This is a genomic window from Paraburkholderia sacchari (assembly GCF_000785435.2).
GTDB classification, from domain to species: Bacteria; Pseudomonadota; Gammaproteobacteria; order Burkholderiales; family Burkholderiaceae; genus Paraburkholderia; species Paraburkholderia sacchari.
In genome coordinates, this window is record NZ_JTDB02000004.1 from 337,548 (window position 1) to 352,940 (window position 15,393).

A 15,393-nucleotide genomic window follows, 5' to 3' on the forward strand; every position below is an offset into this window, starting at 1 on the left:
GCCACGCCGTATGCCAGCCGGGCGTGCGTTTGGGGCCCTCGCGCGCTTAGCGGCGGCGCATACCTGCGTATTGCGCTCCAGAAGGTGCGCGCTCGTCCTTGTGACGGAAGTTGATCCGTCCTTTCGTGAGATCGTAGACCGACAACTCGAGCGTGACCCGGTCACCGGCAAGAATGCGAATGTGGTTCTTGCGCATGCGACCCGATGCATATGCGTTCACCACCACGCCGTTCTCGAGCGTGACGCGGTATTTGCTGTCCGGCAGCACTTCGTCGACGATCCCGTCCAGTTCCAGCAGTTCTTCTTTTGCCAAATCAATGCCTCCAGAAAGCGTGATGCCGCTTCGATGCAAAACACGGGCGAAGGGCGCCGATCATTGCAATTGCAGCGTTTGCACGCGGGGTGATGTTGAGCGTTGTCCGGCGCGTGTTGCGAATGCGTCGGAAACGGAGTGCCAGCTGGCTGATATCGAGTAGCGTGCGCGAAGACCGGGCTCGCCATGGACATCATCCGCACCTTTGACTTGCGGGCGCGGCGGAAGCGGAAATGCAAGAAATGCAGCTGACTACAACGGACAACAGTGACATGCAGCGGCATGCGAATGCCGCTGCAAGACGGGAGAATCGCGTCCACCCCAACGGGCGGACGCGACCCGAAAGCGTTACTGCGGGGTGATGTTCGAAGCCTGGAGACCCTTCGGGCCGCGCTTGGTTTCGTAGCTGACCTTCTGGCCTTCAGCCAGGGTCTTGAAGCCCGTGCTGCGCACTTCCGAGAAGTGTGCGAACAGGTCGTCGCCGCCCTTGTCCGGGGTGATGAAGCCAAAGCCCTTGGTGTCGTTAAACCACTTGACGGTACCAGTTTCCACTAGATATTCCTTAAACAGACGAATAAAGTTGCCCGCCCCAAAAAAAGAAGGGGCGAATAAAAAAATCAAAAAGGAGAGGTCAACGAGAGCCGCCGATAAGCGGCAAATGATGAGCAATCAAGCATTTTGGACATTTTGGAGCATGACAGTACGCGGTACGCGGTGCCAAGTCAAGTGCTTTCTTGCCTGGTTTTGCTCCCCGAATCAAACCTCGCCGTATCTTGCCCACGCGCTTTTCCGTACCAGCAGCTCGAAACCGAGATCGACAGCGCGCCTGGCAATCGGTTCGCGATCGATCATGGCGAGCAGCAGATTGGCCGCCACGCGTCCCATTTCCACTCTTGGCGTACGAACCGTGGTCAGGCGCGGCACGCAATCGGAGCCGCCCGCCAGATCGTTGAAGCCGCCAATGGCCACGCGCGACGGCACTTCGTTCGAGCGTGGGCCGACCGGGTGCTGCGGGTTTTCCTGAGTGTCGAGGTTGCCTTGATCGATTTAGGATAGCGCTGTCTCGCATCTCGCGCAACGGTAATGTCCCTTATTGAACGGGAATTTGGCTCTAAAGCGACGGTGCAATTTTTTCGATGTCAAGAGATAGCGCTATCTCAGCATTCAGGGAGATTCGAATGACCCGGCAAATTTCATCGGTCGTTGTCATGGGCGTGGCGGGCTGCGGCAAGAGCAGCGTGGCGCGGGCCGTGGCCGAACGTGTGGGCGGCGTGCTGATCGAGGGCGATGCGTTCCATCCGCCGGAGAACGTCGACAAGATGGCGCGCGGCATCCCGCTCACGGACGAGGACCGCGCCGGCTGGCTCGACCGGCTCGGTGCCGAACTCGAGCGCGCCGCCAGCCGGGGCGAGCGCGCCGTGCTGGCGTGCTCCGCGCTCAAGGAGCGCTACCGCGACCGGCTGCGCGCGGCCACGGCTTCGCTGGGTTTTGTGTTTCTCGATCTGCCGCAGGCGGAGGCGCTCCAGCGCGTGGCGCAGCGCGAAGACCATTTCATGCCGGCGTCGCTAGTCGAAAGCCAGTTCGCCGCGCTGGAGCCGCCGGTGACCGAGCCTCTGACCTTGACCGTCGACGGCACGCGCTCGCTAGCCAGCATCGTCACTGACGCGGTGGCGTGGTGCACGAGCGCGCCGATGCCAGCGGGATTGATGCAGGCAGCTTGAGATAGCGCTGTCTTTGGGTTGGGGATTCAGGGTCGCAATGAGCAGCGGCCACACTCCGTTCGGCTGGTGTGCGACGGGGTGCCGCGCGCTATTCCCGGTGGCTGGCCGGAAACACCAGCGTGACGGCAAATCCGCCGTTTTCAGGAAACGCAAAGTCGACGCGCCCGTGGTGTGCATTCATGACTTCCTGAACGATCGCGAGCCCGAGGCCCGAACCGCTGCGGCGCGGTGCGCCATCGGGTTCGAAGCGCTCGAACGGCCGCAGCGCGGCCTCCCAATGTTCGCGCGGGATGCCGCGGCCGTTGTCGGTCACCGTCAGCGTGAGCGTGTCGCCCGCGGGGGCGACGGTGGCCACGCGCACGACGATTTCGTCTGCATTGCCGTGTAGCAATGCGTTGTGCAGCACGTTCGAGAGCGCCTCCTGAAGGCTGATCGGGTCGCCGTCGATGCACGCGTGCGGCGCATCGCTTTCGAACGCCACCTGCACGTCGCGCTCGCCCGCCAGCGGGATCGTGCGCCCGATCGCCTCGCGCGCGAGCGCGACCAGATCCACGGGCTGCAACGGCACCGCTTCGGTGCGATGAATCACCATCGCGTGATTGAGAAATTGCCCCGTGAGCCGGCCGACATCGGAGCAGGTCGTGCGCAACGCGTCGAGTCCCTGCGCGTAGCGGGCGGGATCGGTCTCGCCGCTGAGCAGCTCGATCTGCGCATCGAGCCGTGCGATCGGCGTGCGCATCTGATGCGCGGCATCGGCAATGAAGCGCTGCATCGCCGTCATGCGTTCGGCGAGGCGGCCAATGAGTCCGTTGATGGCGCCGATGATCGCGTTGATTTCGCCAGGCGTATCGTGCTCCACGGGCCGCAGGTCGGCCGGGTCGCGCGCGGCGATGATCGTCTCGATGCGCGCGAGCGGCCGCAGGCCGCGCCGGATCGCCAGCCAGCTTGCGCCGATCGCGAGCACGCTCATCATCAGAATGAGCGTCCATACCTTGAAGCTCATGTCGTTCGTCAGTTGTTCGCGCGCGTTCGTTGTCTGCGCAACGGTCACGATGGCCCAGCCGGGTACGCGTTCCTCGGGCATGTAGCGCGCGATGGTGGCCGTGCGGATGGGCTGGCGCTGGTAGGTGCCGTTCGCGAATTCGGGGCCTTGCCGCCCGGTCGTCGTGCTGGACGGACTGGGGAGGTTGCCGTAGCCCGCCACCACGACGCCGCGCGAATCGACCACCTTGTAGTAGACGAGGTCATAGCGCGAGAGCGAGGACAGCGCCGCCACCGGCGGATTGAGCGCGAGCACGCCGCCCTGCACATAGAGATTCTCGGCCACCTGAATGGCGGCGCCGGCGAGCAACTGGTCGTAGGCGCGCTCCGAAGCCACGCCCGCGTAGTAGCGCGCGATGACGGCGAGCGCGAGCGCGCCCGAGGCCACCACCAGCGCGATGAAGAGCAGCGTGCGCCCGAGCAGCGTCTTGCGGAACCAGTCAAAGCGCAGCAATTTGATATCCCATGCCGCGCGCCGTGCGGATTTCGACCGAGCTGCCCTGCAGTTTCTTGCGCACGCGCGTGACGTATTGCTCGACGGCGTTCGCGCTCGGTTCGTGGCCGAAGCTGAACAACTGGTTCAGCAGATCTTCCTTCGAGTAAATGCGCTGCGGGCGGCTCGCGAGAATTTCGAGCAGCGCGAACTCCTGGCGCGAGAGCGAGAGGGGTTTGCCGTCGAGTTCCGCGAGCCGGCTGCTGCGGTCGATGGTGAGTCCGCCGACCTTGACGAGGTCGTTCGCATGGCCGCTATGGCGGCGCAACAGCGCCTGGACGCGCGCTTCGAGTTCGCGGTAGTCGAAGGGCTTGACGAGGTAATCGTCGGCGCCGAGTCCGAGGCCGCTCACGCGGTCGTCGATGGCGGAGCGCGCGGTCACGAGAAGCACCGGTGTGGCGGAGCCGGCCGCGCGCAGATTGCGCAGGATCGCGAAGCCGTCCATCGAAGGCAGCATCACGTCGAGCACGACCAGATCGAAACGCTCGACGCCGAGCAGGCTGTTGGCCATTGCACCATCCGCTTCGAGATCCACGGCGTGCCCAAGCTTCGTTAGCCGGCTGCGCATCGCCGCGCCGATTTGCGCGTCGTCTTCGACTACCAGAATGCGCATGATGCGGTTCCTGCCGTCTTGTTCATGGTGGAGTTTGCGGGTTTTCCCGGGGGGGCTGTCTCAGCATTTTCTCAGACTCGCCCGGTAATCTCACGCTCCATGAAAGAGGCCGCGACCCGATGATCAACAAAACGCGAGGAGACGACAAGATGGGGCAGCACCCGCGCGCGGCGCCCGAAAGCACGGCGCCTTCGCTGCGTCGGCGCGCGCTCGTCACGGCGGGCCTGAGCGCGGCGCTCGCGCCGGCGCTGGTGTCCGCTTCCGTGCTATCGAGTCCGCGCAAGGTGCGCATTTCGAAGGGCTACGGTCTGCTCTATCTGCCGCTGCTCGTGATGGAGAAGCAGCGTCTGTTCGAGCGGTACGCGGCGCGCCAGGGCTTCGGCGACGTGAGCGTGGACTGGACGCTGCTCGACGGCGGCAACTCGGTGGACGACGCCATGATGGCCGGCACGCTCGATTTCGCGGCGGTGGGCGCGCCCGGGTTCATCGAGTTGTGGGCAAGGGCGCGCGGCATTCCGAACGTCGAGGTGATCGGCGTGAGCGGGCTGTCCACCACGTCGCTCTCGCTGAATACGAACCAGCCGCGCATCGCCACGCTGGGCGACTTCACGAGCGCCGACCGCATTGCGGTGCCGGGCATTCGCACTTCGCTCTCGGCGGTGGTGCTGCAGATGGTGGCGAGCAGGCTGCTCGGGCCGAAGCACTTCGCGCAGCTCGATTCGATCACCGTGAGCGTGCCGCATCCGCAGGCGGTGCAGTCACTGGTCCGGCATGAAAACGGCATTACCGCGCATTTCGCGTCGCCGCCGTTCTCCGCGCTCGAATTGAAGCATCCAGGCATTCATCGCGTCGTCAATTCTATCGACGTGCTGGGCTCGCTGACGCTCGACGTGGTGTACGCGCCCAAGCGTCTCGTCGACGCAGAGCCTGCGCTCGTGCGCGCCTTCCTTGGCGCACTCGACGAAGCGAACCGGCTGATCGCGCAGGATCGGCAAGCGGCGGCAGCCATCTATGTCGCTGCTTCGGGGCTCGATGTTTCGCACGACGGCGTGATGCAGATGCTCGCCGCGCCCGAAACGCGCTTTTCCGTGTGGCCCGAACAGCTGATGCAGTACGTCGATTTTCTTTACATGGTCGGCACGATCAAGTCCAGACCGCGCGCATGGAACGAGATGTTCGCACCCGCGCTGGGCGAATTTCGCCCGTCCTGACAAAACCATAAGGAGCCCATAGTGAACGCTGCATCAACCCTTGAACTTCAGCCCGCGGAGGAACGGCTCGTCATGTCGAAGATCGCGCGGCGCCTGCTGCCGATCCTCGTCGTGATGTTCCTGATTTCCTTCATCGACCGGCAGAACGTCGGCTTCGCGAAGCTGCAGATGGTGCACAGCCTGCATATGACGGAGACGGCGTTCGGCCTTGCGTCGTCATTGTTCTTCATCGGCTATCTGCTGTTCGAAGTGCCCAGCACGCTCGCGCTGCACCGCTTCGGCGCGCGCGTGTGGCTCGCGCGCATCATGTTCACGTGGGGCGTCATTACTGTGCTGATGGGCTTCACGACTTCGATGAACGTGTTCTGCGGGTTGCGCCTCGCACTCGGCATCGCCGAGGCCGGCTTTTATCCGGGCGTGATCTATTACCTCACGCTGTGGTTTCCGCAAAGCTATCGCGCCCGCGTGCTCGGCGTGTTCACGCTCGGCAGCGCGCTTGCGAACATGCTGGGCTCGCTCGTCGGCGGCTGGCTGCTGAGCCTGAACGGCGTGTGGGGGCTCGCGGGCTGGCAATGGGTGTTCATCGCCACGGGCCTGCCCGCCGTGCTGGTGGCCGTCACGGTGTTCAAGCTGTTGCCGGCTTCGTATCGCGAGGCGGGTTTTCTGAGCGCGCACGAGAAGGACATCGTTGCCGCCGCGCTCGAGCGCGAGAAGCCCGAGCATGCGGAGCATTCGCAGCCCTGGAAGGCGCTGCTCGATCCGCGTGTGATGTTGTTTGCCGCGACCTATATGCTGATGTCGACGTCGCTCTACGGCGTGACTTATTGGCTACCGACGCTCGTGAAGTCGTTCGGCGTGTCGAGCAGCACCAACGGCATGCTGAGCATGCTGCCGTGGGCGCTCTCGGTGTTGCTGCTGCTGTATTTGCCGGGGAAGCTGCGCCGTGCGAAAAGCATCCTGCGCGCGATCTCCATCGTTGCCGCACTGGGCGCGCTGGGTTTTCTGCTGAGCCTGCTGCTGCCCACCACGCCGTTGCGCTTTATCGCACTCGTGTTCGGCGGCGCGTGCATTCCGTTGCTGTACCCGTGTTTCTGGTCGATGCCGCCGCGCTACTTCACCGGCGCGCGTGCCGCGGCCAGCGTCGCGGCCATCAATTCCATCGGCAATCTCGGCGGTTTCTTCGGCCAGAACCTGATGCCGATTGCCGGTAAGGCCACCGGAACCGCGTTCGGTCCGATGATCGTGCCGATTGTTTGCCTCACCGTGCTCGGCGTGGGCGCGCTCATCGCCTGGACCCGTTCCGGGCGCGTGTATGCCGCAGGAGCCAGCGTCTCAGCGAGGGGGTAGCGTCTGTGGTGTTTCGCGTTTAGTAACGGCGTTGCGCTTCTGCGAGCAGCTCGCAGTATTCCAGGTGGCGATTGAGCGCCTTGACACTGAAGCGGCCGATTGCCTCGAAAGCGTGAGCTGCGGTAGACGAAACGATGCCGATGAGTGCGGCCATGATGTCCTCGTGCTTAAGATGGTTGCCCAGGGTAATACCCTAGGGGTAAACCCTATTATAGGTATATCCCTTGAGAAAGCAAGGACGGATGCGGCTCGAGACATCGCACGCTCGTACTTTTCTGGCCCGATTTTTTGAATTTCACGGTCTCGCGTTACGATTGCGCGTTCCGACAGGTTATTCAATGGATTGAGGGAACATGAAATACGAGAACGCCTTGCAAAAGGCGATCAAGGGACGGCTCGAGCGCGCGATGGAGCTTGCCGAACTGTTCGGCCTCGGGATTATCGGCATCGGTACGGTTGCGGCGATGATCCATCTGATCTGGAGGATGGTGAATTCCGATGGCGTCACGCTGACCGACTTGCTGCTGATGTTCCTCTATCTGGAAGTCTTCGCGATGGTCGGGCAGTACCTGAAGGCGGGGCAATTGCCGGTGCGCTTTCCGCTTTACATCGCGATGGTGTCGATCGCCCGGGATCTGATCCTGCGCTCGGGATCGAATACGGAGTTGCATCTGCTGGCGTCGGCGGGCGCAATCGTGCTGATTGCGCTGGGCGTCTTGCTGATTCGCTACGGCCGGACGAAATATCCGAGCGAGCCGGCCGGCTCGAAGGGCGAAGGGGCGAACTAGAGGCAGTGAAGGCGGGCGCGCGATGGAGAACCGGCGCGCCAGCCACGTTCAAGCCGCGCTCAATCGAGCGCCTTGTTCCCTGTCTCCTCGAACATCGACACCGCAATCAGCGAAATCAGCACGCAGACGATCATGTACCACGCGGGCGCCATCTTGCTGCCCGTCTCGCGGATCAGCCACCCGGCGACGAGTTGCGAGGTGCCGCCGAACACCGACACGGCGATCGCATACGCGCTCGACATATAGCCCGCGCGCAGATGCTTGGGGAAGTTCTCGGGCATCAGCGCGTAGGCGGGCGCGGAGCCCATCGTGTAGCAGAGCATCAGCACGATCAGCGTGACGAGCACCACCGGCAGCGACGGAAAGTGCGTCATGATCCAGAACGCCGGATATAGCAGCAGGATCAGCGCGATGCGGCCGACGATCGTGAGCGGCTTGCGCCGGCCCATGCGGTCGGACCACGCGCCGTAGATCGGGCACATCACGAGCGAGATCGTGCTCGACGCCACGCCCGCGAGCATCGACATCTTCGGCGGCAGGCCCAGGTACTGGATGCAGAAGGTGGGCATGTAATACATCATCACGTAGGTCGAAACCGACATGCCCATGATCGCGAAGATCGTGAGAAACCAGTTGCGCACGTAGAGGCCGCGCTTCGGGTCGTCGCGGGTGGCCACGGCTTTTGCGGCGGGCGGTTCTTCACGAATATGCCGGCGCAGATAGATGCCCACCGGCGCGATCAGCGTGCCCACCAGAAACGGAATGCGCCAGCCCCAGCTGTGCATCGTCTCGGCGGAGAGCAGGAAGCCGAGGCTCGCCGCAAGGCCCGAGCCGAGCAGCGCCGCCGCGCCCTGGCTCGCAAGCTGCCAGCTCGCGCGAAAGCCGCGGTTCGCCGTGGTGCCCATCTCCAGCAGCGTGGCCGTGGCCGCGCCGAATTCGCCGCCCTGCGCGAAGCCCTGCAAGAGCCGCGCGGCCACGATCAGCACCGGCGCCGCGAGACCGATCTGCGCATAGTTGGGCGCAAGGCCGATGGCCGCCGAGCCCAGCGCCATCAACAGAATCGTGAGCGTGAGCGCGGGCTTGCGGCCGGCGCGGTCCGCGTAGCGGCCGAGCACGATGCCGCCGAGCGGGCGCATCACGAAGCCCACGGCGAACACCGCGAAGGCGAGCAGCGACGACGTGACGGGGTCGTCGGAGGGAAAGAACTGCTGGCCGATCGTGAGCGCGAAGTAGCTGTAGACGGTGAAGTCGAAGAACTCGAGCAGATTGCCGATCACGGCCGCAACCACGATCTTTCTTTGTTGCCCCGGCGTCATCTCGGGCGCTTGCGCGTGCGCGGGGGCGAGCGGTCTGGCGGCGATGTTCATGCGCGCGCCTCGCTCAGGAAGCGTTCGACGAGGCGCGTCCAGAACGCCGCGCCCACGGTGAGGTTGTCGTCGTTGAAGTCGTAGCGCGCGTTGTGCAGCATCGGCCGGCCTTCGCCGTTGCCAAGGCGCACGAAGCAGCCGGGGCGCTCCTGCAGGTAGTACGCGAAGTCCTCGCTGCCCGCGATGGGCGGGAACGGCGCGATGATGTGCTCCGGCCCGACCAGTTCCTCGGCCACCTTGCGCGCGAACTCGGTCTCGGCGTCGCTGTTCACGAGCACCGGATAGCCGCTGATGTAGTCGATTTCCGCGCTCGCGCCATAGGCCTCGGCCTGCGACTGGACCAGCGCGCGAATGCGTTTTTCGAGCGTCTCGCGCACCGCCGGCGAGAACGAGCGCACGCTCAGTTCCAGCACGGCGTCCTCGGGAATCACGTTGGGCGCGAAGCCGGAGCGGAACGAGCCCACGGTGATCACCGCGGCTTCGTTCGGATCGACGTTGCGCGACACGATCGATTGCAGCGCCATCACGATGCTGCTGCCCACCAGCACCGGATCGATCGCCAGATGCGGGCGCGCGGCGTGGCCGCCGCGCCCGGCGATGCGCACCTTGACGGTGTCGCAGGCGGCCATCAGCGCGCCGCTGCGAAAGCCGAAGGTGCCGGTGGGCACGCCCGGGTGGTTGTGCAGCCCGAAGATGGCCTCGCACGGAAAGCGCTCGAACAGGCCGTCGGCAATCATGCGCACGGCGCCGCTGTCCGAACCGGCCTCTTCGGCGGGCTGGAAGATCAGGTGCACGGTGCCGTCGAAATTGCGTGTCTTCGCGAGCTGCTGCGCCGCGCCGAGCAGGACCGTTGTGTGGCCGTCGTGGCCGCAGGCGTGCATCTTGCCGTCGTGAATGCTCGCGTAGGCGAGGCCGGTCTGCTCGTGGATCGGCAGCGCGTCCATGTCGGCGCGCACACCCACCGTGCGCTCGCTCGTGCCCACCTTCAGCGAGCCGACTACGCCATGGCCGCCGACATTGCGTGTCACGTCATAGCCCCACGCCTTGAGCTTTTGCGCTACGAATTCCGCGGTATTGGCTTCCTGGTAAGACAGTTCGGGGTGCTTGTGAATGTGATGGCGGATCTCGCTCAGTTGCTCGCGGGCCTGGGCCAGGTCGGCAACTTCGCAATAACGGCTTTCGCTCATGGGGTGGTGGCTCCTGATATTGGCGTGGACGCGCACGGCGTCGAATCGTGTGTGCTTCGGGGCATGCCGGCTCTGGGTTGGCGCCGTGCACCCGTGCAGCGCCGAGTATTGCACCGACGAAATACTCGACCCATGACAGAAACGCATCGAGAATGTTGCCTTCAGGTCAACGATTGGGTGGTCCGCGAGACGGCTGTCGCGGCAAAAGGGGGCGAGATGGAAGAGACGGGCGACGGCGCTGGCGGGCCGATGGACCGATGGATCGACGAAATCGGGGAGCGCTCGCTGCGCTACCTGGCCGAGATTGCGGCCAGCGGCGGCGTGCGCATGGCGGCCGATGCGCTGGGCGTCAATGCCTCGGTGATCAGCCGGCAGGTGGCGGCGCTGGAGCGGCGGCTGCGCTTCCCGTTGATCGAGCGGCGCGGGCGCCAGGTGGTGGTGACCGAAATCGGCCAGGTGCTTATCGATCACTATCGCGACGGTCAGCGGCGCGAGCGCGACCTGATCGCGCGTCTCGAGGAGTACCGGCACCTGAAGCGCGGGCGGGTGGCGCTCGGCGTCGGGGAGGGCTTTATCGGCAACCTGATCGCGCGGGCGCTGCAGCGCTTTTCGATGACTTATCCGGACATCCTCGTCGAGATTCGCTCGGGGCCGACGCCGGCCGTGTTGTCGCTGGTGCGCGACGATGTCGTCGATATCGGCCTGTGTGCGCGCTCGGCCGAAGACCCGGTCATGCGCATTCATCCGTTCGCGGCGCGGCCGCTATGCGCGGTGGTCGCGCCTTCGCACCGCTTCGCGCGCCTGGCCAAGGTGCCGCCCGCCGAACTCGTGCACGAGCGCCTGATCTTCATGACCGAGGCGTTCGGCGTGCAGCATTTCGTGCAGTCGCTGCTCGACGACGTGCGCCTCACCGTGATGCCCGCGTATCGCGTTGACCTCTTCAATACGGCGCAGACGCTCGCGGCGGCGGGCCTCGGCGTGGCCTTCATGTCGTCGATCACCGCGCGGCGCGGCATCGATCTGGGCGAACTGGTGGCGGTGCCGATCGATCATCCGATTGCGGCGGGCTTCGCCAGCCAGATGATCACGCGCGTGGGCCGGCGTCTGTCGCCGGCGGCCGATCATTTGTGGAAGCAGCTTGCACACAGTTTTTTGCAGGACCAGTCGCCGTAGAAGTGCAACTAACAGCCAACCGGTTCTCGTCACAACCGACGCCTGACGGCGCATGGCAATCTGGCTCCTGCCTGCCGTCACGATATGATTGCAACGGTGGCCGGCACCATCATTTCATCGACATCGACAAGGTAAACAGAGGAGACACGCATGCTGAAAAATCTGGACCCGCTGCTGAACGCCGACGTGCTGCACGCGTTGCGCGCCATGGGCCACGGCGACGAGGTCGTGGTCTGCGATGCGAATTTCCCTGCCGATTCGGTTGCGCGCGCAACTGTATCGGGCAAACTCTTGCGCATGGACGGCGCGGACTCGCCGCGCGCCGTGCGCGCGATCCTCTCTGTATTGCCGCTCGATACGTTCGTGGAGTCGCCCGCGATGCGCATGGAAGTGGTGGGCGAGCCCGACACGATTCCCGCCGTGCAGCGCGAAGCGCAGGCCGAAGTCGATGCCGCCGAAGGGCGCGCCGTGCCGTTCGCGCCTATCGAGCGCCACGCGTTCTACGCGCGCGCGCGCAAGGCGTACTGCGTGATCGCCACGGGCGAAGCGCGCGGCTATGGCTGCTTTGTGTTTACCAAGGGCGTGCTGCTTGCGCCGGATATGCCGCGCGTGAGTGAGCCAGAGCGGCCGGGCGTGCAGCAGGTGTAGCCGCCGGCCGCTCAGCCCGTTTCGATCCCCAGCGCCGTAATGAGCCGTTCGCGCCGCGCCAGCGCTTGCAGCGACTGCTTGCCCAGGTGCGTCGCGACGAGGTTGAGCAAGCCCTCGCAGAAGATCAGATACGCGCCCATGCTATTGCTGAAGAAGCTGCTCTCGTGCGGAATCAGAAACGTGTGTCGCGCAGGCGGCACGAGCGGCGATGCGAGTGTGTCGGTGATGGCGATCACGGTCATGCCGGCGGCGGCGGCGGCCACGGCGGCATCGGCGACGCTGCGGGTGTAGGGCGCAACGCTCGACACGACCACCACGTCGCCGGGCTGCAACTGCGCGAGGCCTTCGGCCACGCCCAGGCCGTGCGCATCCAGCAGGGCAACGTCGGCGCGAATCATGCCAAGTCCATAGCAGAGAAAGCTCGCGAGCGCGCTGAACTGGCGCAGACCGTGCACGCGCACGCGCGGGGCGCCGGCAAGCAGTGCCGCCGCCCCGCGCAGGTCGGCGGGCGAGAGCCGCGTGAGAAATGCGTCTACGTTGGCGACCGATTCGTGCGCAAGCTGGGCGACCACCTCGACCTCGGGCGATGTTTGGTTGGCTTGCGCCGATTGCGCACGCGGCTTCTTTCCGGCGACCAGCCGCTCCGCCTGGTGCGTATAAAAATGCCGATGCTGTTGAGCCAGGCTGTCGCGGAAGATGCCCTGAAAATCGGCGAAACCGGTGTAGCCGAGCTTCGTGGTCAGGCGCGTGAGCGTCGATGCATTGACGCCCAGCGCCGTGGCCAGATCGGTGATGGTGCGCACGGCGACTTCCTCGGGCTGTTCGAGCAGGTGCGCCAGCACCGAATGCGCCTTGCCGCCGAGCGAAAGATTCGCCTCCCCGCGCCCGATGCGCACCATCAGTTCGCGCAGGCCGTCGACCGTGCGCGGCGCGCCGGGCATGGCGTCAGACGCCGGCGCCGCGTCGCGGCTGTTCTTCGGGCGGCGCGTCTTGTGCTTGTCTGTGTCCATCGATCAATCGATACCGGGGCGGCGTCCCGGGCTGTTCGTAAATGTCCCATTCTATGTGAGACGTCTTGATCGCGATATCGGCGGTAGCGAGTGTGTTCTCGCCATCGGGGTCGTGGGGGTCGGTGCGGTAGATCGGCAGCGCCGCAGGATTCCAGTCGTCCGTGTCGTCCGTGTCGGCGAGCACCGCGAGCGGGTCGACCGCGCCGCGCGCCTGCGCCAGCAATTGCTCGCCGCGCCGCTGCCGGTCGCGCGAGGAATCGGTCACGACCTGCGGATCGTCGCGCATTGCGGGGTGGATTGCATGATTGGCGTGCACCGACGGCTCCATGACGGCACGCACTGAACAATGGCGCGCGTTGAACTCGACGCTGAACAACTCGGGGCTCGCGCGATGCCCGAGCGTGAGGTGAAACGCGCCGGCGCGAGGGGTATCGCGCAGCGTCGCGACGGCGGCGTCGAGGTCGGGTGCATCCAGCACGGCGCGCGTGAGCACCATGCGCGGCACGCCCGCGTCGATGTGCAGCGGGCGCAGATTGTTGACGGTGACGGCGAGGCCCGCCTCCGTTACCGCGAACGTGTGCCCCGGCAGCGAGCCGGGATAGACGAACGACACAAAGCTGGGACTGCCTTCGATGCGGCACTCTGCAATTGCGCAATGTCCTGCAAAGCCGGGGTCGCCGTCTTCATTGTGGCTGATGCGCCGGCTTTCGCCGCGCGCAAGCTGTACAGTCGTGCAACCGTCGTGGGTTCCCGCCGCATGCGGATCTAGCCGCAGGTCGCCACGGCAGTTCCACAGCAAGACCTGTTCGAAGGGCACGCCCAGCCCATCGGCGAGCCCGCGCAATTCCTGCCAGATGCGCGGGAAGCGCTGCTGGATGTGCTGCGCCATCGCCGCGGCCAACTGGCTGCCGCGCCATTGCATTACCTGGCGCCACGCATCGGTTTGAAGCAAATGGCGATGGACCGCGCCGGACCCGAATCGGCCCAGCGCCTGGCCGGCTTCGAAGGGCGTGCCAGAAATTTTGATGAAATCGAGTACTGGCATAGCATTAAAAATGCGCTTTAAAATTCGCTTGCAAATTCATTCGACATGCTGAAGAAAATCGCGCAGTCGCTGATTCGGCGGCGCGTCGAGCAGCGTGGTGGGCGGCCCGTCGACGGTGATATGGCCGTGCTCCATGAAGATCAGCCGCGTGCCCACCTTGCGCGCGAAGGCCATCTCGTGCGTCACCACCACCATCGTCATGCCTTCTTCCGCGAGCGACTGCATCACGCGCAGCACTTCCTGGCGCAACTCGGGATCGAGCGCGGAGGTAGGCTCGTCGAACAGCATCAACTTGGGCTTCACGGCGAGCGCGCGTGCAATCGCCACGCGTTGCTGCTGTCCGCCGGACAACTCGCTTGCATAGTGGTTGACGCGCTCCGCGAGACCGACTTTGGCGAGCAGTTCGCGCGCGAGCGCGTGGGCCTCGTTCTTGCCCATGCCGCGCACCTGGCGCGGGCCGAACGCGACGTTCTCGAGCGCCGTCAGTTGCGGAAACAGGTTGAACTGCTGGAACACCATGCCCGCTTCCTTGCGGATCTCGCGCACCTGGCGCGAGCCGTCGCGCACGCTGATGCCGTCGACGACCAGATCGCCGCCGTCGATATGCTCGAGCGCGTTGATGCACCGCAGGAGCGTGGATTTGCCTGAACCTGACGGCCCGATCAGGACCACGACTTCGCCCGCGTGAATGGTCAGGTCTACCGCGTCGAGCACGGTCGTCTGGCCGAAGCGCTTGGTCACGCCCTTGAACTGCACCATCGTTTTGCCGGTGCTCATAGTATCCGCATCCTCTTTTCCATCGTGCGCAGGCAGAAAGTCAGCGCGCCGATCATGCACAGGTAGATGATTGCCACGGCCGTCCAGATTTCGACCGCGCGGAAATTCGAGGCCATGATCTCCTGGCCCTGGCGCGTCAGTTCACCCACGCCGATAACAATAAAGAGCGACGTGTCCTTGAGGCTCACGATGAACTGGTTGCCGAGCGACGGCGTCATGCGGCGCACCGCGACGGGCCCCACCACGAATGCGAGCACGCGCCACATCGGCATGCCGAGCGCGAGTCCCGCTTCCTTGAGGCCGCGCGGCACGGACAAAAATGCGCCGCGCACAATCTCAGCAATGTAGGCCCCCGAGTTGATGATGATGGAGACGATCGCGGCAGTGAGCGCGTCCACCCGCACATGCAGCATCAACGGGAGTGCGAAGTAAATGAACATCACCTGCACCACGATCGGCGTGCCGCGCACGAATTCGACGTAGGCGAAGGCGATTTTCTGCGTGAGCGCGTTGCCGTAGGCGCGCATCAGGCCGAACAGGAAACCGACGAGCAGGCCGCCCGCGAGGCCCACGGCGGCTATCAGCACCGTGAGCCGCGCGCCCTGGAGCAGGGCGGGGAGCGCGTCGACAACGACCGAAAGATCGAACTGCATGGAGGC

At 64.9% G+C, this 15,393-nt stretch carries 18 protein-coding genes; 6 read left to right on the forward strand and 12 right to left on the reverse strand.

Annotated features, from left to right (window positions below; all coding sequences use genetic code 11):
* Nucleotides 1-46: 46 nt before the first annotated feature.
* From infA to NH14_RS33200, 3 genes are all read right to left on the reverse strand, one after another.
* Nucleotides 47-313 carry a translation initiation factor IF-1 gene (gene infA / locus NH14_RS17085; RefSeq protein ID WP_035525296.1) on the reverse strand — a complete coding sequence of 89 codons (267 nt, stop codon included), beginning with the start codon at nucleotides 311-313 and terminating at the stop codon, nucleotides 47-49.
* Nucleotides 314-661: 348 nt separating this feature from the next.
* Nucleotides 662-865 carry a cold-shock protein gene (locus NH14_RS17090; RefSeq protein WP_035525294.1) on the reverse strand — a complete coding sequence of 68 codons (204 nt, stop codon included), beginning with the start codon at nucleotides 863-865 and terminating at the stop codon, nucleotides 662-664.
* A 204-nt stretch (nucleotides 866-1,069) separates the two neighbouring features.
* Entirely contained in the window at nucleotides 1,070-1,294 is a 225-nt protein-coding gene (locus tag NH14_RS33200) for a substrate-binding domain-containing protein (protein WP_035525291.1), read from the reverse strand.
* 197 nt (nucleotides 1,295-1,491) lie between these two features.
* On the opposite strand from NH14_RS33200, the gene NH14_RS17100 reads away from it, so the two are divergent.
* The gene (locus tag NH14_RS17100; RefSeq protein WP_035525288.1) at nucleotides 1,492-2,034 is read left to right on the forward strand and encodes a gluconokinase; all 543 of its coding nucleotides are present in this window, start codon (nucleotides 1,492-1,494) and stop codon (nucleotides 2,032-2,034) included.
* Nucleotides 2,035-2,122: 88 nt separating this feature from the next.
* Here the strand turns inward: NH14_RS17100 and NH14_RS17105 are convergent, their stop codons facing one another.
* Together NH14_RS17105 and NH14_RS17110 are read right to left on the reverse strand one after the other, a co-directional pair.
* Nucleotides 2,123-3,529 (reverse strand): sensor histidine kinase, encoded by a 1,407-nt coding sequence (locus NH14_RS17105; protein ID WP_035525285.1) that lies wholly within the window; start codon nucleotides 3,527-3,529, stop codon nucleotides 2,123-2,125.
* Nucleotides 3,516-4,181 (reverse strand): response regulator transcription factor, encoded by a 666-nt coding sequence (locus NH14_RS17110; protein WP_035525282.1) that lies wholly within the window; start codon nucleotides 4,179-4,181, stop codon nucleotides 3,516-3,518. The genes NH14_RS17105 and NH14_RS17110 overlap by 14 nt, the downstream gene beginning before the upstream one ends.
* Before the next feature lie 149 nt (nucleotides 4,182-4,330).
* Between NH14_RS17110 and NH14_RS17115 the strand changes: the two genes are divergently transcribed.
* Both NH14_RS17115 and NH14_RS17120 read left to right on the forward strand, forming a co-directional pair.
* Entirely contained in the window at nucleotides 4,331-5,392 is a 1,062-nt protein-coding gene (locus NH14_RS17115; protein WP_052147996.1) for an ABC transporter substrate-binding protein, read from the forward strand.
* Nucleotides 5,393-5,464: 72 nt separating this feature from the next.
* Complete coding sequence (locus NH14_RS17120) at nucleotides 5,465-6,739, forward strand: MFS transporter (RefSeq protein WP_152617119.1); 1,275 nt, start codon at nucleotides 5,465-5,467, stop codon at nucleotides 6,737-6,739.
* Between the two features lie 19 nt (nucleotides 6,740-6,758).
* On the opposite strand, the gene NH14_RS33880 is transcribed toward NH14_RS17120, so the two are convergent.
* Nucleotides 6,759-6,893 carry a hypothetical protein gene (locus NH14_RS33880; RefSeq protein ID WP_269151841.1) on the reverse strand — a complete coding sequence of 45 codons (135 nt, stop codon included), beginning with the start codon at nucleotides 6,891-6,893 and terminating at the stop codon, nucleotides 6,759-6,761.
* Between the two features lie 199 nt (nucleotides 6,894-7,092).
* Here NH14_RS33880 and NH14_RS17125 point away from each other — a divergent pair, with 199 nt between their 5' ends.
* Nucleotides 7,093-7,527, forward strand: coding sequence for a phosphate-starvation-inducible protein PsiE (locus NH14_RS17125; RefSeq protein WP_035525277.1), 435 nt, complete (start codon nucleotides 7,093-7,095; stop codon nucleotides 7,525-7,527).
* Nucleotides 7,528-7,586: 59 nt separating this feature from the next.
* On the opposite strand, the gene NH14_RS17130 is transcribed toward NH14_RS17125, so the two are convergent.
* Both NH14_RS17130 and NH14_RS17135 read right to left on the reverse strand, forming a co-directional pair.
* Entirely contained in the window at nucleotides 7,587-8,894 is a 1,308-nt protein-coding gene (locus NH14_RS17130; protein ID WP_035525274.1) for an MFS transporter, read from the reverse strand.
* On the reverse strand, nucleotides 8,891-10,081 hold the full coding sequence (locus NH14_RS17135) for a M20 aminoacylase family protein (protein ID WP_035525271.1): 1,191 nt from the start codon (nucleotides 10,079-10,081) through the stop codon (nucleotides 8,891-8,893). The genes NH14_RS17130 and NH14_RS17135 overlap by 4 nt, the downstream gene beginning before the upstream one ends.
* A gap of 216 nt (nucleotides 10,082-10,297) precedes the next feature.
* On the opposite strand from NH14_RS17135, the gene NH14_RS17140 reads away from it, so the two are divergent.
* Both NH14_RS17140 and NH14_RS17145 read left to right on the forward strand, forming a co-directional pair.
* On the forward strand, nucleotides 10,298-11,254 hold the full coding sequence (locus tag NH14_RS17140; protein ID WP_237179659.1) for a LysR family transcriptional regulator: 957 nt from the start codon (nucleotides 10,298-10,300) through the stop codon (nucleotides 11,252-11,254).
* A 150-nt stretch (nucleotides 11,255-11,404) separates the two neighbouring features.
* Entirely contained in the window at nucleotides 11,405-11,902 is a 498-nt protein-coding gene (locus tag NH14_RS17145) for an RbsD/FucU family protein (protein ID WP_035525265.1), read from the forward strand.
* Nucleotides 11,903-11,913: 11 nt separating this feature from the next.
* On the opposite strand, the gene NH14_RS17150 is transcribed toward NH14_RS17145, so the two are convergent.
* Genes NH14_RS17150 through glnP form a run of 4 tightly spaced genes read right to left on the reverse strand, consistent with a single transcriptional unit; the run spans nucleotide 11,914 to nucleotide 15,387 of the window.
* The gene (locus NH14_RS17150; protein ID WP_035525262.1) at nucleotides 11,914-12,912 is read right to left on the reverse strand and encodes a MurR/RpiR family transcriptional regulator; all 999 of its coding nucleotides are present in this window, start codon (nucleotides 12,910-12,912) and stop codon (nucleotides 11,914-11,916) included.
* Complete coding sequence (locus NH14_RS17155) at nucleotides 12,848-13,957, reverse strand: C45 family autoproteolytic acyltransferase/hydrolase (protein ID WP_035525259.1); 1,110 nt, start codon at nucleotides 13,955-13,957, stop codon at nucleotides 12,848-12,850. Before NH14_RS17155 ends, NH14_RS17150 begins: the two co-directional genes overlap by 65 nt.
* A 36-nt stretch (nucleotides 13,958-13,993) precedes the next feature.
* On the reverse strand, nucleotides 13,994-14,734 hold the full coding sequence (glnQ, locus tag NH14_RS17160; RefSeq protein WP_035525256.1) for a glutamine ABC transporter ATP-binding protein GlnQ: 741 nt from the start codon (nucleotides 14,732-14,734) through the stop codon (nucleotides 13,994-13,996).
* Nucleotides 14,731-15,387 (reverse strand): glutamine ABC transporter permease GlnP, encoded by a 657-nt coding sequence (glnP, locus tag NH14_RS17165; protein WP_035525253.1) that lies wholly within the window; start codon nucleotides 15,385-15,387, stop codon nucleotides 14,731-14,733. Before glnP ends, glnQ begins: the two co-directional genes overlap by 4 nt.
* Nucleotides 15,388-15,393: the final 6 nt, after the last annotated feature.

What these genes read in the sequence shown, in the direction of transcription:
- NH14_RS17100 (WP_035525288.1), top strand. Translation starts at nt 1,492, where the DNA reads ATGACCCGGCAAATTTCATCGGTCGTTGTCATGGGCGTGGCGGGCTGC.
- NH14_RS17145 (WP_035525265.1), top strand. Translation starts at nt 11,405, where the DNA reads ATGCTGAAAAATCTGGACCCGCTGCTGAACGCCGACGTGCTGCACGCG.
- NH14_RS17150 (WP_035525262.1), bottom strand. Translation starts at nt 12,912, where the DNA reads ATGGACACAGACAAGCACAAGACGCGCCGCCCGAAGAACAGCCGCGAC.
- NH14_RS17110 (WP_035525282.1), bottom strand. Translation starts at nt 4,181, where the DNA reads ATGCGCATTCTGGTAGTCGAAGACGACGCGCAAATCGGCGCGGCGATG.
- NH14_RS17155 (WP_035525259.1), bottom strand. Translation starts at nt 13,957, where the DNA reads ATGCCAGTACTCGATTTCATCAAAATTTCTGGCACGCCCTTCGAAGCC.
- glnP (WP_035525253.1), bottom strand. Translation starts at nt 15,387, where the DNA reads ATGCAGTTCGATCTTTCGGTCGTTGTCGACGCGCTCCCCGCCCTGCTC.
- NH14_RS17125 (WP_035525277.1), top strand. Translation starts at nt 7,093, where the DNA reads ATGAAATACGAGAACGCCTTGCAAAAGGCGATCAAGGGACGGCTCGAG.
- NH14_RS17120 (WP_152617119.1), top strand. Translation starts at nt 5,465, where the DNA reads ATGTCGAAGATCGCGCGGCGCCTGCTGCCGATCCTCGTCGTGATGTTC.
- NH14_RS17130 (WP_035525274.1), bottom strand. Translation starts at nt 8,894, where the DNA reads ATGAACATCGCCGCCAGACCGCTCGCCCCCGCGCACGCGCAAGCGCCC.
- NH14_RS33880 (WP_269151841.1), bottom strand. Translation starts at nt 6,893, where the DNA reads ATGGCCGCACTCATCGGCATCGTTTCGTCTACCGCAGCTCACGCTTTC.
- NH14_RS17140 (WP_237179659.1), top strand. Translation starts at nt 10,298, where the DNA reads ATGGAAGAGACGGGCGACGGCGCTGGCGGGCCGATGGACCGATGGATC.
- NH14_RS17115 (WP_052147996.1), top strand. Translation starts at nt 4,331, where the DNA reads ATGGGGCAGCACCCGCGCGCGGCGCCCGAAAGCACGGCGCCTTCGCTG.
- NH14_RS17135 (WP_035525271.1), bottom strand. Translation starts at nt 10,081, where the DNA reads ATGAGCGAAAGCCGTTATTGCGAAGTTGCCGACCTGGCCCAGGCCCGC.
- glnQ (WP_035525256.1), bottom strand. Translation starts at nt 14,734, where the DNA reads ATGAGCACCGGCAAAACGATGGTGCAGTTCAAGGGCGTGACCAAGCGC.